Here is a 20,219-nt window from a genome sequence, read left to right on the forward strand (position 1 = left end):
GTTCGGCACCGGCCTCGCCCTTGCGCAGGCACCGACCTCGCCGCCCGCGGCCCCGGCCGCCGAGGCGGCGCCCGAGCCACCGCAGCCGCGGCCGCCCAGGGCCTACCGCACGCCCGAGGAGGGCTTCGCCGCCCTCGCCAATGCGGCACGTCGCGCCGATCCAAACCTTCTCGCGGTGGTCATGGGCGACGCCGGGGTGCGGCTGCTGCGCTCTGGCGACCGCGTCGCGGATGCGGCAGCGCTCAGGCGCTTTGCCGCAGCCTATGACGAGAAGCGCGAGATCCTGCGCCCCTCGCCGGCCCGCGCGACCATCCAGGTCGGAGAGGATGGCTGGCCGCTGCCCATCCCGATGGTGCAGACGGCCGGTGCCTGGCGCTTCGACGCCCGCGCGGGCGCGCAGGAGATCGCGAACCGCCGCATCGGCCACAACGAACTCGACACCATCGAGACGCTGCGCGCCATCGTCGATGCCCAGGCGGACTACGCGCGCACCGCGGGCCGGCAGGGCGCCCTCCAGGCCTATGCGCGGCGCTTCTTCTCGAGCCCCGGCCAACGGGACGGCCTCTACTGGCCGACGCGCGAAGGGGAGGCGGAAAGCCCGCTCGGCCCCTTCATGGCCGCCGCGAGTGCCGGCGGCTATGCGCGCACGCCGAGCGACCGGCCGCAGCCCTACCACGGCTACTTCTTCCGCATCCTGGAATCGCAGGGCCCGGCGGCGCTTGGCGGGGCGGTCGACTACGTCGTGAACGGCCGGATGATCGGCGGCTTCGCCGTGATCGCGACGCCGGCGCGCTACGGCGCCTCCGGCATCAAGACCTTCATCGTCAGCCACCACGGCGCGGTCTACGAGCAGGACCTCGGCCCTGACACCGCGCGGGAAGCGGCGGCCATCACCTCCTTCGATCCCGACGAGGGTTGGACGCGCGTGGCCGAGTAGCGGCCAGGGCACCATCCCGGTCAGGCGGCGTCGCCTGATCGGGGGAGAACATGCGCGACGGCGGCGACCGGGGGCGCTGCCGCCGGCTGAAGGCCGCTACAGCGCCATCCCTTCCTCTCCCGGCGCCGCACGCTCGCGCTTCGGCTCGGGGATGTCGGTCATCGTCGCCTCTGTGAGCAGCAGCACGCTCGCCACCGAGACGGCGTTCTCGAGCGCCACGCGCACAACCTTGGTCGGGTCGATGATGCCGGCCGCGACCAGGTCCACGTACTGCTTGCGCGCCGCGTCGAAGCCGAGCGCGCCCTGCGCGTCCTGCATCCGCGCCACCACCACGCCGCCATCGGCCGCCGAATTCTCGGCGATCTGGCGTGCCGGCGCTTCCAGCGCGCGCCCGAGGATCTGCACGCCGGTGCGCTCGTCACCCTCGCATTGCGTTTCCTCGGCGGCGACGGCCGCCGTGCAACGCAGCAGCGCCAGGCCACCGCCGGGCACGATGCCCTCGGCGACCGCGGCCTTGGTGGAGCTGATGGCGTCGTCGAGCGCCTCCTTCTTCGCCTTCATCTCGGATTCCGCCGGCGCGCCGACGCGGATGACGGCGACGCCGCCGGCCAGCCGGGCGACGCGCTCCTGCAGCTTCTCCTTGTCGTAGTCGCTGGTACTGCGTTCGATCTCATTGCGCAGGGCGGCGATGCGGCCGCCGATCTCCGTCTTCGCGCCGCCGCCGCCGATGATGGTGCAGTTCTCCTTGTCCACCACGACGCGCTGCGCGTGGCCGAGTTGCTCCAGCTGCGCGGTCTCGAGCTTCAGTCCCAGTTCCTCGGCGATCAGCGTGCCGCCGGTCAGCACCGCGATGTCCTGCAGCATCGCCTTGCGCCGGTCCCCGAAGCCCGGCGCCTTCACCGCGCAGGACCGCAGCGTGCCGCGCACCTGGTTGACGATCAGCGTCGCCAGCGCCTCGGCCTCCACGTCCTCGGCCACCACCAGCAGCGGGCGGCGGGACTTCACCACCTGGTCGAGCAGCGGCAGCAGGTCCGCGAGGCTGCGCAGCTTGGTGTCGGTCAGCAGGATCAGCGCGTCCTCGAGCTCCGCCTCCATCCGCTCGGCGTTGGTGACGAAGTAGGGGGAGAGGTAGCCGCGGTCGAACTGCATGCCCTCGACGACTTCGAGCACTGTCTCGGTGGTCTTGCTTTCCTCGACGGTGATGACGCCCTCGTTGCCGACCCTTTCCATGGCATCGGCCACGAGTTCGCCGATGGATTCGTCGTTGTGCGCGGAAATGGTGGCGACCTGCGCTTTCTCCTTCCGGGACGCTACGGGGCGCGAAAGGTTCTTCAGCGCCGCCACCGCCGCGCGCGTGCCGCGGTCGAGCCCGCGCTTGATATCGACCGCGGAGGCACCGGCGACGACGTTGCGGATGCCCTCCGCGAGGATCGCGTGCGCGAGCACGGTGGAGGTGCTGGTGCCGTCGCCCACCACGTCGCCGGTGCGCTCGGCGGCCTGGCGGAGCATCCGGGCGCCGAGATTCTCCTCGGCGTCCTTCAGCTCGAACTCCTTGGCGATGGTGACGCCGTCGTTGCACACCAGCGGCGGACCCCAGCTGCGCTGGATGAGCACGGATTTGGAGCGCGGCCCGAGCGTGACGCGCACCGCGTCGGCAAGCTGCGTGGCGCCGCGGAGGATCTTCTCGCGCGCAGAGGAGCGGAACAGGACCTGCTTGGCGGGCATGACGGCCTCTCCCGTGGGAATGCCGCACTCTGCGCGGAGCGTGGGGCGCGGCGTTGATGCCGATCAAATGCAGGGGGGCGCCGCCCCCCTGCAGCCCCCGCCGAGGGCCGAAAGGCCCTCGGAACCCTTGAATTTCGCCAGCGCTATCGAGGAGGGGCGCACCAAGTTCCGGTTTCCAAAGGCCTTTCGGCCTTTGGTGGGGGAGCGCGAGGGGGCGACGCCCCCTCGCACCTACCGCTTCTCGAGAAACGGCGCGTCCCGCGACGCCGCCAATGCGTCCCAGGCCGCCCGCACCCTCTGCGTCCCATGCGTCCGCTCGAGCCGCCGCAGCGTGAAGTGCCCGCGCGCGACGGATCGGAAATGCTCCAGGAATGCGAGGTTCACCGCCGCCCCCGCCGCCGCGCCCAGCACCGGCGCCGCCTGGGCCGACAGTTTCAGCCCGACGGGCCCGATGAAGCGCGACGCCACCGCCGTGACGAAGCCCGGGACGATGGTCCGCCCGACGGCGCCCTTCAGCGCCTCGGCCAGAGCCAGGCGCACCGCGAAATATCCGCTCTCCGCCGCGTCGTCCGAGGGAGAGGTCCCACCGAGCGCGAAGACCTTCAGGCATTCCGCCGCGGCTTCGGGCGCGCTGAGGTCCTCGCCGGCCTCGGCGCCGATGGCAGCGACCTGGCGCAACAGGATGGCGGTGGAGACCGGCAATTCCACCAGCGTGCCCGGCAGGCCGAAGGCGCCGCCCAGCGCCCCGCTCGCGACGACGAGCCCACGATGGAACCAGGCGGACGGCACCGGCAGCGGCGTCCTCGCCGGGCCGGAGCGCAGCGCAGCGGTCATCGCCGCGGAGAGCGCCCCGCGCACCGCCCCATCCAGCCCGCCCTGCACGGCTGCGGGCAGGCGGGCGCGCAGCGCCTCGACCGGCATGCCGGCCATGGCGGCGAGCCGCGCAGCGAGGGAAGGGTGCTCCAACGCGTCGAAGGCGCCGCGCAGGTCGCGCAGCACAGGCTGGGGCAGGTCGGGGGTCGTGAGGGTCAGGCTCATGCGCTCTGGGCCAGATGGGCCCGCGCGGACGCGTGGTCCAGGGCCGCGGCGTCACGTTCGGCCGCGGCGGCAAAGGGGGCAAGGCGTTCGGCGACGACGCGCGCCACCGCCTCCACCGCCTCCCGGCGCGGGAAGGCGGCGCGCCAGGTCATGCGGATAGTGCGGGAGGCCCGCTGGCGCAGCGGCCGGAGCACGATTCCGGCATCCTGCGCCGCGCCGGCTGCCAGGCCGGGGATGAGTGTCGTGCCGTATCCGGCGGCGACCATGTTGATCAGCGTCGCCAGGCTCGCCGCGCGCAGCGCGCCACCGGACGGGCCGGCCAGGCCGCAGGCGGCCAGCGCCTGGTCGCGCAGGCAGTGGCCGTCGGCCAGGACCAGCACGTCGGGGGCGAGGTCCGCCTCGATGACGCTCTCCTGCGCCGCGAGCGGGTGTTCGGGCGGCAGGGCGGCGAGGAAGGGCTCGGTGAAGAGCGGCATGGCCACGAGGTCGTTGCCCTCCGGCTCGGTGGCGATCAGTGCCGCATCCAGCGCGTGCGCGCGCAGCCGCTCCAGCAGCGTGGCGGTCACGTCTTCCCACGGCTCGATCTCGAGGCCGGGCAGCGCCGCCCGCAATGGTGCCAGCACCAGCGGCAGGAGGTAGGGCCCGAGGGTCGGGATGATGCCGAGGCGCATCGGCCCCCGCAGCGGATCCATGGCGCTGCGCGCGAGGGCCGCGATCGCGTCGGCCTCCGCCACCGCGGCGCGGGCATGGCCGAGCAGCGTCTCGCACATCGGCGTCGGCACGACCTGCCTGCTGCTGCGCTCGAAGAGCACGGTGCCGAGTTCCTCCTCCAGCTTGCGAAGCTGGATGGAGAGGGTGGGCTGGCTGACCTGGCAGGCAGCCGCGGCCTTGCCGAAATGGCGGTGCTCGGCGACGGCGAGCATGTAGCGCAGGTCGCGCAGGTTCATCCGATCGGGTCCGATGACGATGCCGCTCCGTAACGGAATACCGCCGCAGCGGAATGCAACCTACGCCATTCCAGGCCGATCCACCATGATTGACAATATCAATTGATGGCTTCGGAAGAATTGGCTTCTACTATTGATCCGCCATGGCCTAGCCTCCTGGGACACGGACCCAAAGGAGCGAGAAGCATGGCCACGCGCCTGACGACATCCGCCGGATCGCCGGTCGCCGACAACCAGAACAGCCTGACCGCCGGCCCCCGCGGCCCCGTCCTGCTGCAGGACTGGCAGCTCATCGAGAAGCTCGCGCACCAGAACCGGGAACGCATCCCCGAGCGCGTGGTTCACGCGAAGGGCTGGGGTGCCCATGGCACGCTGACCATCACCGGCGACATCTCGAAGTACACCCGCGCCAAGGTCCTGCAGCCCGGCGCGAAGACCGACATGATCATCCGGTTCTCGACCGTGGCGGGCGAGCTCGGTGCCGCGGACGCGGAGCGCGACGTGCGCGGCTTCGCGATGAAGTTCTACACGGAAGAGGGCAACTGGGACCTCGTCGGCAACAACACGCCGGTCTTCTTCGTGCGCGATCCGCTGAAGTTCCCGGACTTCATCCGCACGCAGAAGCGCCATCCGAAGACCAACCTGCGCAGTCCGACGGCGATGTGGGACTTCTGGTCGCTGTCGCCGGAAAGCCTGCACCAGGTGACGATCCTGATGTCGGACCGCGGCCTGCCGGTCGCGCCGATGTTCATGAACGGCTATGGCAGCCACACCTACTCGCTGTGGAACGATTCCGGCGAGCGGTTCTGGGTGAAGTTCCACTTCAAGTCGATGCAGGGCCACCGGCACCACACGAATGCCGAGGCCCAGTCGGTCGTCGGCAAGACCCGCGAGTCCTACCAGGAGGCCCTGTTCGGCACGATCGAGAAGGGCAGCTTCCCGAAGTGGAAGATGCAGGTCCAGGTCATGCCGGAGGCAGATGCGGAGAAGACCGCCTACAACCCCTTCGACCTGACGAAGGTCTGGCCGCACAAGGACTATCCGCCGATCGACGTCGGCACGCTCGAGCTGAACCGCAACGCGGACAACTACTTCGCGGAGATCGAGCAGCTCGCCTTCAGCCCGTCCAACTTCGTGCCCGGCATCGGGGCCAGCCCGGACAAGATGCTGCAGGGGCGCATCTTCGCCTATGCGGACGCGCACCGCTATCGCCTCGGCACGCATTACGAGGCGCTGCCGGTGAACGCGCCGCGCTGCCCCGTGGCGCACTACCACAAGGACGGCGCCATGCGGTTCTTCCGGAACGACACGGGCAATCCGGACGCCTACTACGAGCCGAACTCCTTCGGCGGCCCGGCGCAGGACCCGTCGGTGGCCGAACCGCCGCTGAAGATGTCCGGCGATGCCGCGCGATGGGACCATCGCGAGGGCAATGACGACTTCGTCCAGCCGCGCGCGCTGTTCCTGCTGTTCGATGCGGGGCAGAAGGCGCGGCTCTTCTCCAACATCGCGGACGCGATGGCGGGCGTGCCGGCGGGCATCGTGGAACGGCAGTGCAGGCTGTTCGACCAGGTCCACCCGGACTACGGCGCCGGCGTGCGCGCCGCCATCGCCGCGAAGGCCGGGGCGAAGGCCGCCGCGGACTGACTGCGGGGAGGTGCAGCCCCCCCCCGCCTCTCGGTCATCCCCCAGGTGCCAAAAAAGGTTGAGGGGGGTGCGGGGGGAGAAGTTCCCTTCTCCCCCCGCCCTTCCGCCGCGCAGGCCCCCGCCAGGGTGGAACCGCCCGGCACGGTAGCCCTCGGCGCCGGAGGGCCCTATAAGGCGACGCGCACCCGGCGCGCCGGGGCCGCAATTGCGGCCCCCGCCGAGGCGCATGCTGCCGCCGGCAGCGCGAGAGCCAGGCGGCCGGATTGCCTCCGCCCGGCGTCCGAGGGCAGAGAACAGACTCATGAACTGGATTTCCGACTGGGCCCTGCCGAAGATCTCGGGCCTCTTCAAGCGGGACGTGCCGGAGAACCTCTGGCACAAGTGTCCCGCCTGCGAAAAGATGATCTTCCGGCGTGACCTGGAAGCGTCGCTGCATGTCTGCCCGCATTGCAGCCACCACATGCGCATCTCTGCCGTGCGCCGGCTGGAATGCACGCTGGACCCGGGCTTTTCGCGCATCGAACTGCCCAAGGCACCGGCCGACCCGCTGCGTTTCCGCGACCAGCGCCGCTACACGGACCGGCTGAAGGAAGCGCAGGTGAAGTCCGCGATGGACGACGCCGTGGCGGTGGCGCACGGCACCATCGAGGGCCAGCGCGCCGTCGTCGCCGCCTTCGAGTTCGCCTTCATGGGCGGATCGATGGGCCCCGGCGTGGGCGAGGCGATCGTCACCGCGGCCAAGCTCGCCGTGCTGCAGGATGCGCCGCTGATCATCTTCACCGCCTCGGGCGGCGCGCGCATGCAGGAAGGCGCGGTCAGCCTGATGCAGATGCCGCGCACCGTCATCGCGACGCGGCTGGTCAAGGAAGCGGGCCTGCCCTTCATCGTGGTGATGTGCGACCCGACGACGGGCGGCGTCACCGCATCCTTCGCCATGCTGGGCGACATCCACATCGCCGAGCCGGGCGCCATGATCGGCTTCGCCGGTGCGCGGGTGATCGAACAGACCGTGCGGGAGAAGCTGCCGGAAGGCTTCCAGCGCGCGGAATACCTGCTCGAGCACGGCATCCTCGACATGGTGGTGAACCGGCGGGACATGCGCGCGACGCTGGCGCGCGTCATCGGCCTGCTGCGCGTGCCGCTGATCGAATCCGCCGCCGCCGCGCTGCCGCCGCCCGACATGGCGGTCGAGACGCCCGCCGAGGACGAGACGGCCCCGGCCAAGGCCTGACCCGGTGTCCCGCGCCGAGGCGATCGTCGAGCGCCTGCACGCGCTCCATCCGAAGCTGATCGACCTCAGCCTCGGGCGCATGGAGCGTGCGCTGGCTGTGCTCGGCCATCCGGAACGCCGCCTGCCACCGGTCGTGCATGTCGCCGGCACCAACGGCAAGGGCAGCACCTGCGCCTTCCTGCGCGCGATCGGGGAAGCGGCGGGGCTGCGCGTGCATGTCTTCACCTCCCCGCATCTCGTGCATTTCCACGAACGGGTGCGGCTCGCGGGCCGGCTGGTGTCCGACGCCGACCTGACGGCGGCGCTGGAGGAAGCCGAGGCGCGCAACGCGGGCGAGCCCATCACCGTCTTCGAGATCACCACCGCCGCCGCCTTCCTGCTGTTCAGCCGCGTGCCGGCGGACCTGCTGGTGCTGGAAGTGGGCCTCGGCGGGCGGCTGGACGCGACAAACGTGGTGGACCGCCCGGCGGCGACGGCGATCACCAGCGTCTCCATGGACCACATGGATTTCCTCGGCGAGACGCTCGGCGCCATCGCCGCGGAGAAGGCCGGCATCATCAAGCCCGGCGTGCCCTGCGCGACCGGCACGCAGCCGGCCGCGGCCATGGACGCCATCGCGCGAATCGCGGCGGAACGCGGCGCGCCGCTGCTGATGCGCGGGCGCGACTGGCGCTGCGATTCCGGTGCCGACGGCCTGCACTACGCCGATGCGCGCGGCACGCTCGACCTGCCGCCACCAGCCCTGCCCGGCCCGCACCAGGCGGAGAATGCCGGCATCGCCATCGCCGCGCTGCGCGCCTGGAACCCGTCCTGGCTCAGCGACATCGCGATCGCTCGCGGGATCGCCGCCGCCGAATGGCCGGCGCGACTGCAGCGGCTGCGCAGGGCACTGGCCGCGAAACTGCCGGCGGGTTTCGAACTGTGGCTCGACGGCGGGCACAATGCCGGTGCCGGCCTCGCGCTGGCGGCGCACCTGCCGTCCTGGCGCGACAAGCCGCTGCACCTCGTCATCGGCATGAAGAAGGGCAAGGCGAGCGCCGAGTTCCTGCGGCCGATCCTGCCCTTTGCGACCTCGGTGCACGCGGTGGCCGAGCCCGGCCAGCACCTGGCCATGCCGGTCGAGGACATCGTCGCCGCGAGCGGCGGCATCGCGCAGCCCGGCCCCACGGTGGCGGAGGCGCTGGCGCACATCGCACGCGACCAGCCGCCGGGCCGCGTGCTGATCTGCGGCAGCCTCTACCTCGCGGGCGAAGTGCTGAAGGCCGAAGGCGCCACCCTCGCCTGACCGGCGCGGGGCATGGCAGCATGCGCCCATGCCCCGCCGCAGCCGCGGCGCGCCGGCGAAGGACCAGCGCCACAAGCGCATCCTCGCCGCGCTCGCCACCGACCCGACCGTCCGCATCTCCGCCCTCGCCGCCGACTTCGGCGTGTCGGGGGAGACGGTGCGGCGCGACATCGAGGAACTCTCCCGCCGCGGGGAGGTGCGCCGCACCTATGGCGGCGCCAGCATCACCCATGCCGGCGTGCAGCCCGAGCTGTCCTCCCGCGAGCGCATGGCGGTGGCGGAACGCGCGCGCATCGGCGTCGCCGCCGCGGCCACGGTCATGCCGGGGGAGGTGCTGATGGTCGATGCCGGCTCCACCACCGCGCATTTCGCCCGCGCGCTCGCCGCCCGCGCCATTCCCGTCACGGTGCTGACCAACAGCCATGCCGTCGCGGCGGAACTCGGCGGCAAGGTGGGCGTGCGCGTCGTCTTCTGCCCCGGCGAATTCGACGCCGCCGAACGCGCCGTCTATGGCGCCGAGACCGACGCCTTCCTGCGCCGCTTCAACGCCGACACGGCGGTGATCGGCGCCACCGGCCTCAGCCCGGAGGGCCCCACCGATGCCGAGAGCCGCGCAAGCTGGGTGAAGCGGGCGATGATCGGCCGCGCAGCGCGGCGCGTGCTGCTGGCGGATTCGGGCAAGTTCGGCCGCACCTCCATCGAGCGCATCTGCGGCTGGGATGGGCTGACCGACCTGGTGACGGACACACCGCCGCCACCGGACCTCGATGCGGCGTTGCGGCGGGCAGGGGTGCGCGTCGACATTGCGGGAGTTGTTTGACCCTGCACATTCCATGACATAGGTTCCACACGAAGAGGAACCGGCATGACGCCAGTCCAGCCGCGGACAGCCGCCACAGCGCCGATGCCCCTCGCCGCAGCCCCGCCGGCGCGGCTCGCGCGATTGCGCTGGGTCCTGACCGACATCGACGACACCCTGACCACCGAGGGCCGCCTGACCGCCGCCGCCTATGCGGCGCTGGAAGCATTGGCGGTGGCCGGCATTGCCGTGGTGCCGGTGACCGGCCGTCCCGCCGGCTGGTGCGACCTGATCGCCCGGCAATGGCCGGTGGCCGCGGTGGTGGGGGAGAACGGGGCGCTCTGGTACGCCTACGACGCTGCCGCCCGCCGGATGCGCCGGCACTACGTGCAGGACGCGGCGGCGCGGGAGGCGGCGCGGGGGCGGCTCGACACACTGGCGGCCGAGGCCATGGCCCGCATCCCCGGCACCGCCATCGCCGCCGACCAGCCCTTCCGCCTTTTCGACGTCGCGGTGGATTTCGCGGAGGATTGCGGGCCGCTGCCGCTGCGCGAAGCGGAGGCCATCGCCGCCACCTTCCGCGCCGGCGGGGCGGAGGCAAAGGTCTCCTCGATCCACGTCAACGCCTGGATCGGGCGGTGGGACAAGCTTTCGGGCATCGGGCACCTTTTCGCGACGCTCTGGCGGCCGCTGGAGGAAGTGATCGAGGAGGTCGCCTTCATCGGCGATTCCGGGAACGACGCGCCGATGTTCGGCCATGTGCCGCTCTCGGTCGGCGTCGCCAATGTCGCGCCCTTCCTGCCCGGCATGGCGACGCCGCCGGCCTTCGTCACGCAGGCCGCCGCCGGCGCGGGCTTCGTCGAATTCGCCGGCGCCGTGCTGGCGGCAAGGCAGGGAGGCGGCGCGGCATGAGCGCCGCGCACCTGACCGGCACGACCGGCGCAGTGGCCAAGGTCGTCGTTGCCTGGATATTCGGGGGACCGCTCTGATGGAGGCGCAGGTGTTCGACCTGCTCGTGGTGGGTGGTGGCATCAATGGCGCGGGCATCGCGCGGGATGCGGCGGGGCGCGGCTTTTCCGTGTGCCTGGTGGAACGGGGGGACCTCGCCGGCGCGACCTCCTCCGCTTCGACGAAGTTGATCCATGGCGGGCTGCGCTACCTCGAGCACTACGAGTTCCGCCTGGTGCGGGAAGCGCTGGCCGAACGCGAGGTGATGCTGCGCATCGCGCCGCACATCGTCTGGCCGATGCGCTTCGTGCTGCCGCACCGGCCGGAGATGCGGCCGCGCTGGATGATCCGCGCGGGGCTGTTCCTCTACGACCACCTGGCCCGCCGCGTCAGCCTGCCGGGGCATGAGGCGATCGACTGTCGCACGCATCCCTATGGCGCGCCGCTGAAGCCGGAGCAGAAGCACGCCTTCGTCTATTCCGACTGCTGGGTGGAGGATTCGCGGCTGGTGGTGCTGAACGCGCGCGATGCCGTGGCACGCGGGGCAGAAGTGCATGTCCGCACGGCGCTGCTTTCCGCACGGCGGGAGGCGGATGGCTGGTCCTGCGAGATCGGCGGGCAGGGCGAGCCGCCGCGCCGCGTGCGGGCGCGCGCGCTGGTGAACGCGGCGGGGCCCTGGGCACTAGACGCACTGAGCCTTGCCGGCGCCGGCGCGCGCGGGCGGGTGCGGCTGATCAAGGGCAGCCACATCGTCGTCCCCGCGCTGCATGACGGCGACCAGGCCTACCTGCTGCAGAACGACGACCGGCGGGTGGTGTTCGTCATTCCGTACCAGGGGCGGTTCTCGCTGATCGGCACCACCGACATTCCCTTCGAGGGCGATGCGCGGGATGCGAAGGCCTCGGCGGAGGAGATCACCTATCTCTGCGCTGCCGTGGCGAAGCAGTTCCGCCGCGCGCCGATGCCGGGCGAGGTGGTGTGGACCTACAGCGGCGTGCGGCCGCTCTACGACGACGGCGCGTCCGATGCGTCGGAGGTGACGCGCGACTACGTTTTGGAACTGGACGACGGCGCGGGACGGCCGCCGGTGCTGTCGGTGCTGGGCGGGAAGATCACGACTTACCGGCGGCTGGCCGAGGAAGCAGTGGAGAAGATCGCCGGCGCGCTCGGTCGGCCGGCGGGAACGCCCTGGACGGCGACGGCGGCGCTGCCGGGCGGCGATGTCGGCAGCGGTGGCTTCGAGGCCTTCGCGGCGGAGGCGGCGCGGCGCTTCGCCTGGGTGCCGCAGGCGCTGCTGACACGGCTGCTGCGCGCCTATGGCAGCGAGATCGACACGCTGCTGGCAGGGGCGGCGAGGATGGATGACCTCGGGCGCGACTACGGCGCCGGGCTGACCGGGCGCGAGATCGACTGGATGGTCGGGAAGGAATGGGCGCGCAGTGCGGAGGATGTGCTGTGGCGGCGGTCGCGGCTGGGGCTGCACATGAGCGCGGAGGAACGCGCCACCGTCGCGGCGCGGTTCTGACCCGCTACGCCTGCTTCCGCTCGATCAACTCCCGCCGGATCTTCCGGCCGCGCCGGATGCGGTCCTCGATGAATTCCGCCTGCCCGTAGCGCACCGCGCGGCCCAGCGCGTGCGCGTCCTCGCTGAACCGCGCCAGCATCTCGAGCAGCGCCTCGCGGTTGTTGAGGAAGATGTCGCGCCACATGTCCACGTCGGACGCCGCGATGCGCGTGAAGTCGCGGAAGCCGGAAGCGGCGAACTTCAGCACCGCTTCCTTCGTCTCCTCCGCCAGGTCGTCCGCCGTGCCGCAGATGGTGAAGGCGATCAGGTGCGGCAGGTGCGACACCACCGCGACGATCTTGTCGTGCGTCGCGGGGTCCAGCGTCTCGATCATCGAGCCGCAGCGGCGCCAGAATTCGCGCACCTTCTCCACCGCCACCGGGTCGGTGCCGGGAAGCGGCGTCAGGATGCAGTAGCGGCCTTCGAACAATTCCGCGAAGCCGGCATCGGGGCCGGAATACTCCGTGCCCGCCATCGGGTGCGCGGGCACGAGATGCGCCTCGCCCGGCATCAGGGGCAGGAGGTCGCGCACGACGCTGCCCTTCGTCGAGCCCACATCCGACAGCACGACGCCGGGTGCGAGGTGCGGCGCGATCTGCTCCATCACCCCGGCATAGGCGCCGACCGGCACGCAGAGGATCACCGCGTCGCAGCCCTCGACGGCCTTCGCCGGGTCGTCCTCGACCACATCGACGATGCCGAGTTCGCGCACGCGGGCGAGCGTCTCCGGCCGCCGCGCGGTGGCGACGACGGTCCGCGCCAGATCGCCGCGCTTCCGCGCCACCCGCGCGATGGACGACCCGATCAGCCCGATGCCGACCAGGCACAGCCGGTTGAAGATCGGCTCAGCCATGCTGCGTCATGAAGGCGGTCAGGGCCTCGATCACCATGGTGCATTCCTCGGCGGTGCCGATGGTGATGCGCAGGCAGGAACCGAGGCCGTAGCCGCCCATCGCACGCACGATCAGGCCGCGCTGCTTCATCGCATCATCCGCCGCCTTGGCATTCGCCGCCGTGCCGAAATCGGCGAGGATGAAATTGCCCTCGCTCGGCCAGACCTTGATGCCGGCGGCGGTCAGCGCCGCGCCGACCTTGCCGCGCCATTCGGTGTTGTGCGCGACCGACTTCTCGACCCAGCCCTTCTCGGCCAGCGCCGCGACGCCCGCGGCCATCGCCGCCGCGTTCACATTGAACGGCCCGCGCACGCGGCCGAGCACATCCACGATCGGCGCCGGCGCATAGGCCCAGCCGAGCCGCATCCCACCCATGCCGAAGATCTTCGAGAAGGTGCGCGTCATCACGGTGTTGCCCGACGCATCCACCAGCTTCGCGCCGGCATCGTAGTCCGGCCGCGTGACGTATTCGGCGTAGGCGGAATCCAGCACCAGCAGGATGTCCTCGCGCAGCCCGGCGCGCAGGCGATCCACCTCGCCCTGCGGCAGGATGGAGCCGGTCGGGTTGTTCGGGTTCGCCAGGAACACCAGCCGCGTGCGCGGCCCGACGGCGGCGAGCATGCCATCCACGTCGGTCGTCAGGTTCTTCTCCGGCACCTTGATGATGCGGCAGCCGGCCCAGAGGCCGGTGATCTCGTACATCAGGAAGCCGTGGGCGCTCATCACGAGTTCCGTGCCCTCGCCGCCATAGGCGAGGATGAGCAGCGCCAGCAATTCGTCCGACCCGTTGCCGACCACGATGCGCGCGGGATCGAGGCCGAAGCGCGCGCCGATCGCCTCGCGGATCGCGCGGCCGTTGCCGTCGGGATAGCGGTGCGCCTCGGCCGCCATGGCGCGGATCGCCTCGATCGCGCCGGGCGGCGGGCCGAAGGCGCCCTCGTTGGAGGACAGCTTCACGATGCGGTTGACGCCCGGGATCTTGGACTCGCCGCCGACATAGGGCTCGACGGACAGGATCGAAGGGCGGGGCATGACGGTCATGGCGCGTCTCCGGCGACCGGCACCGCGTAGGCGCCGAGGATGGTGCGGCGCGCCCAGGGCAGCGCGGCGAGCCGCGCATCGTCCTGGCGCACGAAGCCTTCGATGTCGGCGAGGGCCAGCGTGGCGCCTTCGGCCCGCTCGAAAAGGATGGAGGCAGCCTGCAGCCCGGCATCCGCGATCGCCTGGGCGATGCGGCCGCGTGCCGCGCCGTCCTCCGCCTCGATCAGCAGCAGGCTGCGGTCCTCCCCCGAGGGGTCGGGCGCCACCGGCGCGACCACCAGCGCGGCGGTCCCGCCGTCATCGCCGAGGAAAGGCAGCCGGGCCACCACCTGCAAGCGCGGCACGTCCAGCCGCGTCCACCAGGCGCCTTCGGGCCCCTCCGGCTCCTCGGTGGGCACGGGAAGCACGGCGACCGAGGCCTCCCCCGCGCTCATCGCCGCCAGCGCCCGGGCAGGGGTGGGATGGACGCGGGTGGGGGTGATCGGGCCGAAATGTTCCCGCGCCAGCCGCGCCTGGCCGGATTGCGGGGTCGGCGCGAAGACGGCGACCGAGAAGGCCCCCTGGATGGCGGTGCTCGCCATGAAGATCTCGCGCCAGATGCGCACCACCCGCGCGCGGCCGAGCGGCCCGGTGTGGCGGGCCAGCAGGCGGCGCAGCACGGCGGCCTCCCGCCCCGGGCGCAGGGGCGTTCCGTTGCCCTTGGCGCGGCTGCCGGCCAGGTTGGCCACCACTGCGGCGCGCTTCATGAGCAGGTCGTGCATGGCGTCGTCGATCGCGTCGATCTCGGCGCGAAGGGCGGCGATCTCGGCCTCGGCGGGGGCGGTCGGAGCGGTGTCTGGCATGGGCACCGATGCAATAGACGGCGCCGCCCGGCCCGCCAAGCGCCTGCAATGCGGGGGCCCGTTGCGGCGGGGGCGCGCGGGGCCTAATCCTGCCCATCCATGTCCCAGACGTTCGCCCCCCTTCCGGAGGTCGCGCACCAGCACGCCGTCTTCCCCGACGGACTGCCGCTGGATTGCGGCGCCGTGGTGGTGCCCCTGACCGTCGCCTACCGGACCTACGGCACGCCGAACGCGGACCGCAGCAACGCCGTGCTGGTCTGTCATGCGCTCACCGGGGACCAGTACCTGGCCGAACCGCATCCCGTCACCGGCAAGCCCGGCTGGTGGGAGAGCATCGTCGGGCCGGGCAAGCCGCTCGACACCGACCGGTATTTCCTGGTCTGCGCGAACGTGCTCGGCGGCTGCATGGGCTCGACCGGGCCGCGCAGCGAGATGACGGATGCCGAAGGCCGAGGCCTCGGCCGGCCCTGGGGGACGGATTTCCCCAACGTGACCATCCGCGACATGGTCCGCGCGCAGAAGCGGCTGATGGAGCACCTCGGCATCGCGCGCTGGCTCGCGGTGATCGGCGGGTCGATGGGCGGGATGCAGGTGCTGGAATGGGCGGCGACCTACCCGGATGCCGTCCTCGCCGCGGCGCCGATCGCCTGCGCCGCGCATCACTCGGCGCAGAACATCGCCTTCCACGAGGTCGGCCGCCAGGCGATCCACGGCGACCCGGACTGGAAGGGCGGGTGCTACTGGGAGGACGGGCGGATCCCGGCGCGCGGCCTCGCGGTGGCGCGGATGGTGGCGCACATCACCTATCTTTCGGAGCAGGCGCTGACGCGGAAGTTCGGTCGGCGGCTACGGGGGGCGAACTCGCTGACTTTCCTCGAGGACGTGTTCGAGGTGGAGAGCTACCTGCGCTACCAGGGCAGCACCTTCGTGCAGCGCTTCGACGCGAATTCGTATCTCACCATCACGCGGGCGATGGATTTCTTCGACCTCGCGGCGGAGCATGAGGGCGACCTGTCCGCGGCGTTCCGCGGCACGGCGACGCGCTTCTTCCTGGCGAGCTTCAGCAGCGACTGGCTGTTCCCCACCAGCGAGAGCCGGGCCACCGTGCGCGCGCTGAACGCGGCGGGGGCGAGGGTGTCCTTCGTGGAGATCGCGTCGGACAAGGGACACGACGCCTTCCTGCTGGAGGAGCCGGAGTTCCACGCGGCGCTGGGGGGGTTCCTGCGCGGGGCGGCGGAGAAGGCCGGGGTTTAGGGTGGGTCGGATGGCCAACTGCGAAGAACAAGAACCGTGAGCGCTACAAGCGCTGATCCGGCCATCGCAGACAGGCTTCGCGAACGCAGGACGTCGGCTCGCACCGATGACGCCATGAGCCGCCAGCACCAAGCTGCATGAATGCCGAACCCCGCAGCCAGGATGCCAAGCGGCAACGCCAACCGACCCAAAATACCCTCCGTGCGGACCGAGGGGTCGAAGGTCGCGTAGGCGCCGACCAACGCGATGCCGTAGATCGACATTGCCAGACCGCCGCCGCACCCATGCGCAACGCGCCACGACTTTTCCTGACCCTTGGGCACGTTGTCCTGCAACGCAGCCATGACGACTCCGTAACCCGCCGCACATCCGAGACCGAAGAACAGGCCAATCGAAGGCCCTGCCGCAAACAAGGCGACGACAATTGCGACGGTGACCAGGCCGCTGAGCGTTCCGATGAGAATGACGGACAGCGCCGCGCGCCTCGCATCGAGGCTAGACAGGAGGAACCATGTAAAGACGTAGGGGAGCGGCGCGAAGCAGAACCAGCCCATCACCCAGGCCACCATCCCGAAGGCGTCACGCGGCAGTCCCTGGGATGCCCCCAAGCCGAACCATGCCAGCGCGGCCGCCCACATCAGGGCCGTAGAAATGGCAAGGCCTGAAAAGTACCACCATTGTGCCAGGATGTTGAGCACGATTCATGGTGGCCTGAAGTCTTGCTCCGGGCAAATACAATTATCCCCACCCGGTTGCGACTGACGAACCGGCCCGCATGTCGGGCGCCGGCGTTGAATCGTGTGGAACTACCCTCGGCGCCGACCGGCAGCCGAACCGGTTCAATGCTGCAATCGCCTTGCCTTCCGGCGGTCATCCTCCTACGCGTTCCGTCCCGCGAGACCCGTCCCATGCCCGAAGCCCCCTCCGACATCCGCTACGTCGCCAAGAACATGCGCCTCGACCTCCGCCTGATCGCGGAGATGATCCCGCATGGCGCCAAGGTGCTCGACATCGGCTGCGGCGACGGCGCGCTGATCGAACACCTGACGCGCGAGAAGCAGGCCGACGCCCGCGGCATCGAGATCGACATGGCGGAGGTGACGAAAGCCGTCTCCTCCGGCCTCGCGGTCATCCACGGGGATGCCGACAACGACCTCGCCTTCTATCCGGATGGCGGCTTCGACTACGTGGTGCTGTCGCGCACGCTGCAGGCGGTGGAGAAGCCGCGCGAGGTGCTGCGCCAGATGCTGCGCATCGGCGCGCATGCGATCGTGTCGTTTCCGAATTTCGGCCACTGGGAATTGCGCTGGCGGCTGCTCACGCGCGGGCGCATGCCCGACACCGAAACCTGGAACCGCCCCTGGTACGAAACGCCCAACATCCACCCGTGCACGATCCTCGACTTCCTCGCGCTGTGCGAGATGGAGGGCTACGTGGTGGAGAAGTGGCTGGCGGTGGATGAGCGTGGGCTCAAGGCCCCCTGGCGCCGCTCCATGCGACTCGCGAACCTGTTCGGCGAACAGGCGTTGTTCCAGTTGCGCCGCGCCGGATAGCGCGACGCTTCGCGCTCAGTGCAGCGGCGCGATACGCATGTCGTCGCCGCGCGCCACGCGGTCCGCGACGCCGCGGATCCTCGAACCCCGCACCAGCTTCGCCGCCATGGAGGCGTGCCGCGCCGCCTCCTCGGAGCCGAGACGGCGGCATTCCGCCGCGACGTAGGTCAGCATCATCAGGATGGCACTGAGATCGGTGCCATCGCTGTCCGGCTCCAATGTGAGCTTCGCCTCGTCCATCGTCGTCTCTCACTTCACGCGACCCGGCGCGCCGCTTTCGTCACGGCGGGGTGAACACCCAACCATTAACGCTGCTGTGGCGAAAGCCAACAGGGCTCTGACGGGCCGGACGCCTAGTTTAACGCCCTTTTCACGACCCTCTCGCGTTCCGCGCGCAATGCGGAAGACGTCGCGCACGTTGCGTTAGTTTTTCGTCGCGTGAGCGATACAGTGATCCAGCGCACAATGCGTTCGCATGTCGATGCCTGCGCCGCGGTTCAGCGCAACGGTGACGCAGCATGCGGCAGGCCACCGCCCGTCCAGGCGAGCGGCGCGAGGCGCAGCAGCGGAATGCGCGCCACCGTGACGATGCCATTCGCGAGCGTGAACGGCAGTTCGACCTGCGGCGCGCCGCCGCCGTCCGGAACGCGCGCCACGAACATGGCCACGCCCTGCGCGGTGCGCGCCGCGCCGCGCGTGATCACACCGGCCGAGGCCATCGCCTCAAGCGCGGCGGGCGCGTCGGACAGGCGCAGCGTGCCGGCGCCCGCGGGTTGCAAGGCGGCGTCGAGCGTCAGCGTCATCTGCGCCTCGCCAGCCAGCGCGCCCCAGCGCAGCGCGACGCTCCGCAGGTCGAGCGCGCCGCCCGCATCCCGCCACGCCGCGGCGATCGCGGCCGGCGGGCCCGACATGGGTAGCGCGCGGGTCAGCACGGCCTCCAGCCGCGCTTCCTCCATGCGCCGGCCGAAGGCCGCCATCGCCGGCGAGGCGGCGCCCGCAGGCAGCGCCACGCCTTGCGCCGCCAGGTCAATGGTGACGGCCGGTTCGGCATCCGGCGGCGCGAAGCGGGAGGAGAGCGCGAGAACGAGGCTCTGCGCCTCGAACGGCCCGTCCGGCGTCGCCGCGCGCAGCCGCTCCGCCAGCACCTCGATCGCGCGCGGCGGCAGGCCGGGCTCGAGCGCCAGCGCCGCCTCGAGCCGCTCCGCCGTGAAGACGACCTCGGTCGTGCCGAGGCGAAGGCGCTGCTCCCCCTGCGGCCGCATCACCAGCCGGTCGAGGCGCGGCGCCGCGATCTGCAGCACCAGGCGCGGCACCTCCAGCGCGAAGTCCACCGCGACGGCGGGGTCGCTGGCCGAGATGCGCAGGCCGGGCACGGTCAGCCGCGCGGCAAAGGGCCAGCCGCCGCGGGTCGGAAGATCGTGCTCGACCTCCCAGCCCTGGGCGCGGCGCATCGTCGTCCAGTCGGTGAAGCGTTCGGCGAGCGCGGCCGTCATCCAGCGCCAGGCGAGCCCATGCGCCAGCAGCAGCGCCGCCGCGAGGAGAAGGAAGCCTGCCGCGCCGCGGCGCAGGAAGCGGCGGGGGCGGGCGGGCGGCGGCTTGGCGCTGGTCACGCGGGGCGGTATAGCGCCGGGCCCGCAACGGCGCGACGCCACTCGCGGGGCCGGACCCCGCATGCACCACGACACCGCAGCACTACGCGACGTCCTCGACGCCGACGGTCACCTCTATGTCTTCGCCTATGGCTCGCTGATCTGGCGGCCGGGCTTCACCCATGCGGCGGCGCATCCGGCGCTGCTGCGGGGCTTCCACCGACGCTTCTGCCTGTGGTCGCACCGCTACCGCGGCACGCCGGAGCGGCCGGGGCTGGTGCTCGGCCTGGACCGGGGCGGGGCGTGCCGGGGCCTGGCCTTCCGGGTGGCGGCGGCGGAGGCGACGGAGGTGCTCGCCTACCTCGACGACCGCGAACTGCCCGACGGCGCGGAGCAGGTCTATTTCCGCCGCATGCTGCCGCTGCGCCTGCTGGATTCCGGGCGGATGGTGCGCGCCGTGGGCTACGTCGCGAACCGTGGCTGCCGTCTCTATGTGGGGCGGCTTTCCGCGGAGCGCGCAGCGGTGGCCATCGCGCAGGGGCATGGGCAGATGGGTCCCAACCGGGACTATCTGCTCAACACGCTGCGGCACCTGCGCGGCATGGGCGTGCGTGACGCCGGGCTCGACCGCATCGCGGCGCTGCTGCCGGCCGGCTGAAGGCGATCCGCGCGCCACCGGCGCCGGCGAGGCCGATCCTCTCCCTGTGCGACACCCTCGTGCCGGCATCGCCGGGCGCTGCGGCGGCGAGGCCTGAGCGGGGATGGCTGTCGGGACGTGCCCGGTTGCGGTTCCGACCGTTGGATGTCCGTGAATGCCCACACGGGATGAAATTATCCACAGCAGCAGGGAGTCAAAAGAAAACCGTGGTTTTTCCGATGCTTGACCTACCAACCTGACCTTTGGACTCAATTTTTCCGCAAGCCTG

19 protein-coding genes are annotated in these 20,219 nt (G+C 71.3%); 10 read left to right on the plus strand and 9 right to left on the minus strand.

The window, feature by feature from the left end; translation table 11 throughout:
* Positions 1-937, plus strand: a 937-nt coding sequence (locus tag GXW76_RS15625) for a DUF2950 domain-containing protein (protein ID WP_211863019.1), incomplete at its 5' end; no start/stop codon positions are given.
* 96 nt (positions 938-1,033) lie between these two features.
* Here the strand turns inward: GXW76_RS15625 and groL are convergent.
* From groL to GXW76_RS15640, 3 genes are all read right to left on the minus strand, one after another.
* Complete coding sequence (groL, locus tag GXW76_RS15630) at positions 1,034-2,662, minus strand: chaperonin GroEL (RefSeq protein ID WP_211863020.1); 1,629 nt, start codon at positions 2,660-2,662, stop codon at positions 1,034-1,036.
* 231 nt (positions 2,663-2,893) lie between these two features.
* On the minus strand, positions 2,894-3,700 hold the full coding sequence (locus GXW76_RS15635; protein ID WP_211863021.1) for an EcsC family protein: 807 nt from the start codon (positions 3,698-3,700) through the stop codon (positions 2,894-2,896).
* Positions 3,697-4,647, minus strand: coding sequence for a LysR substrate-binding domain-containing protein (locus tag GXW76_RS15640; protein ID WP_211863022.1), 951 nt, complete (start codon positions 4,645-4,647; stop codon positions 3,697-3,699). Before GXW76_RS15640 ends, GXW76_RS15635 begins: the two co-directional genes overlap by 4 nt.
* Positions 4,648-4,833: 186 nt before the next feature.
* Here GXW76_RS15640 and GXW76_RS15645 point away from each other — a divergent pair, with 186 nt between their 5' ends.
* The 6 genes from GXW76_RS15645 to glpD all read left to right on the plus strand — a co-directional run bounded on the left by GXW76_RS15645 (position 4,834) and on the right by glpD (position 12,082).
* Positions 4,834-6,294: a catalase gene (locus GXW76_RS15645; protein ID WP_211863023.1), complete on the plus strand. Its 1,461-nt coding sequence runs from the start codon at positions 4,834-4,836 to the stop codon at positions 6,292-6,294.
* Positions 6,295-6,595: 301 nt separating this feature from the next.
* Positions 6,596-7,525, plus strand: coding sequence for an acetyl-CoA carboxylase, carboxyltransferase subunit beta (gene accD, locus GXW76_RS15650; RefSeq protein WP_211863024.1), 930 nt, complete (start codon positions 6,596-6,598; stop codon positions 7,523-7,525).
* 4 nt (positions 7,526-7,529) lie between these two features.
* Complete coding sequence (locus GXW76_RS15655; protein ID WP_338150973.1) at positions 7,530-8,810, plus strand: bifunctional folylpolyglutamate synthase/dihydrofolate synthase; 1,281 nt, start codon at positions 7,530-7,532, stop codon at positions 8,808-8,810.
* A 28-nt stretch (positions 8,811-8,838) separates the two neighbouring features.
* Positions 8,839-9,630 carry a DeoR/GlpR family DNA-binding transcription regulator gene (locus tag GXW76_RS15660; RefSeq protein ID WP_211863025.1) on the plus strand — a complete coding sequence of 264 codons (792 nt, stop codon included), beginning with the start codon at positions 8,839-8,841 and terminating at the stop codon, positions 9,628-9,630.
* 45 nt (positions 9,631-9,675) lie between these two features.
* Positions 9,676-10,521: an HAD-IIB family hydrolase gene (locus tag GXW76_RS15665; RefSeq protein WP_211863026.1), complete on the plus strand. Its 846-nt coding sequence runs from the start codon at positions 9,676-9,678 to the stop codon at positions 10,519-10,521.
* A gap of 76 nt (positions 10,522-10,597) precedes the next feature.
* On the plus strand, positions 10,598-12,082 hold the full coding sequence (glpD, locus tag GXW76_RS15670) for a glycerol-3-phosphate dehydrogenase (protein ID WP_211863027.1): 1,485 nt from the start codon (positions 10,598-10,600) through the stop codon (positions 12,080-12,082).
* Between the two features lie 4 nt (positions 12,083-12,086).
* Here the strand turns inward: glpD and GXW76_RS15675 are convergent, their stop codons facing one another.
* Genes GXW76_RS15675 through GXW76_RS15685 form a run of 3 tightly spaced genes read right to left on the minus strand, consistent with a single transcriptional unit; the run spans position 12,087 to position 14,897 of the window.
* The gene (locus tag GXW76_RS15675; protein WP_211863028.1) at positions 12,087-12,974 is read right to left on the minus strand and encodes a prephenate/arogenate dehydrogenase family protein; all 888 of its coding nucleotides are present in this window, start codon (positions 12,972-12,974) and stop codon (positions 12,087-12,089) included.
* Positions 12,967-14,055, minus strand: a complete 1,089-nt coding sequence (gene hisC / locus GXW76_RS15680) for a histidinol-phosphate transaminase (protein WP_211863029.1) — start codon at positions 14,053-14,055, stop codon at positions 12,967-12,969. The genes GXW76_RS15675 and hisC overlap by 8 nt, the downstream gene beginning before the upstream one ends.
* A complete protein-coding gene (locus GXW76_RS15685; protein WP_211863030.1) occupies positions 14,052-14,897 on the minus strand; it encodes a chorismate mutase in 846 nt (281 codons plus the stop codon). The genes hisC and GXW76_RS15685 overlap by 4 nt, the downstream gene beginning before the upstream one ends.
* 99 nt (positions 14,898-14,996) lie before the next feature.
* Here GXW76_RS15685 and metX point away from each other — a divergent pair, with 99 nt between their 5' ends.
* A complete protein-coding gene (metX, locus tag GXW76_RS15690; RefSeq protein ID WP_211863031.1) occupies positions 14,997-16,151 on the plus strand; it encodes a homoserine O-acetyltransferase MetX in 1,155 nt (384 codons plus the stop codon).
* Here metX and GXW76_RS15695 read toward each other — a convergent pair.
* On the minus strand, positions 16,148-16,849 hold the full coding sequence (locus tag GXW76_RS15695; RefSeq protein WP_211863032.1) for a hypothetical protein: 702 nt from the start codon (positions 16,847-16,849) through the stop codon (positions 16,148-16,150). The two genes, metX and GXW76_RS15695, sit on opposite strands and share 4 nt — an antisense overlap.
* Before the next feature lie 252 nt (positions 16,850-17,101).
* On the opposite strand from GXW76_RS15695, the gene metW reads away from it, so the two are divergent.
* Entirely contained in the window at positions 17,102-17,704 is a 603-nt protein-coding gene (gene metW, locus GXW76_RS15700) for a methionine biosynthesis protein MetW (protein ID WP_211863056.1), read from the plus strand.
* A 15-nt stretch (positions 17,705-17,719) separates the two neighbouring features.
* Here metW and GXW76_RS15705 read toward each other — a convergent pair whose 3' ends face one another.
* Both GXW76_RS15705 and GXW76_RS15710 read right to left on the minus strand, forming a co-directional pair.
* Positions 17,720-17,944 (minus strand): hypothetical protein, encoded by a 225-nt coding sequence (locus GXW76_RS15705; RefSeq protein WP_211863033.1) that lies wholly within the window; start codon positions 17,942-17,944, stop codon positions 17,720-17,722.
* 257 nt (positions 17,945-18,201) lie between these two features.
* A complete protein-coding gene (locus GXW76_RS15710; RefSeq protein ID WP_211863034.1) occupies positions 18,202-19,314 on the minus strand; it encodes a DUF2125 domain-containing protein in 1,113 nt (370 codons plus the stop codon).
* A 61-nt stretch (positions 19,315-19,375) separates the two neighbouring features.
* On the opposite strand from GXW76_RS15710, the gene GXW76_RS15715 reads away from it, so the two are divergent.
* On the plus strand, positions 19,376-19,951 hold the full coding sequence (locus GXW76_RS15715; RefSeq protein WP_211863035.1) for a gamma-glutamylcyclotransferase: 576 nt from the start codon (positions 19,376-19,378) through the stop codon (positions 19,949-19,951).
* The last annotated feature ends 268 nt before the right edge of the window (positions 19,952-20,219 follow it).

The sequence above is a fragment of the Neoroseomonas soli genome (assembly GCF_018129065.1).
In the GTDB taxonomy this organism is placed as follows: Bacteria; Pseudomonadota; Alphaproteobacteria; order Acetobacterales; family Acetobacteraceae; genus Neoroseomonas; species Neoroseomonas soli.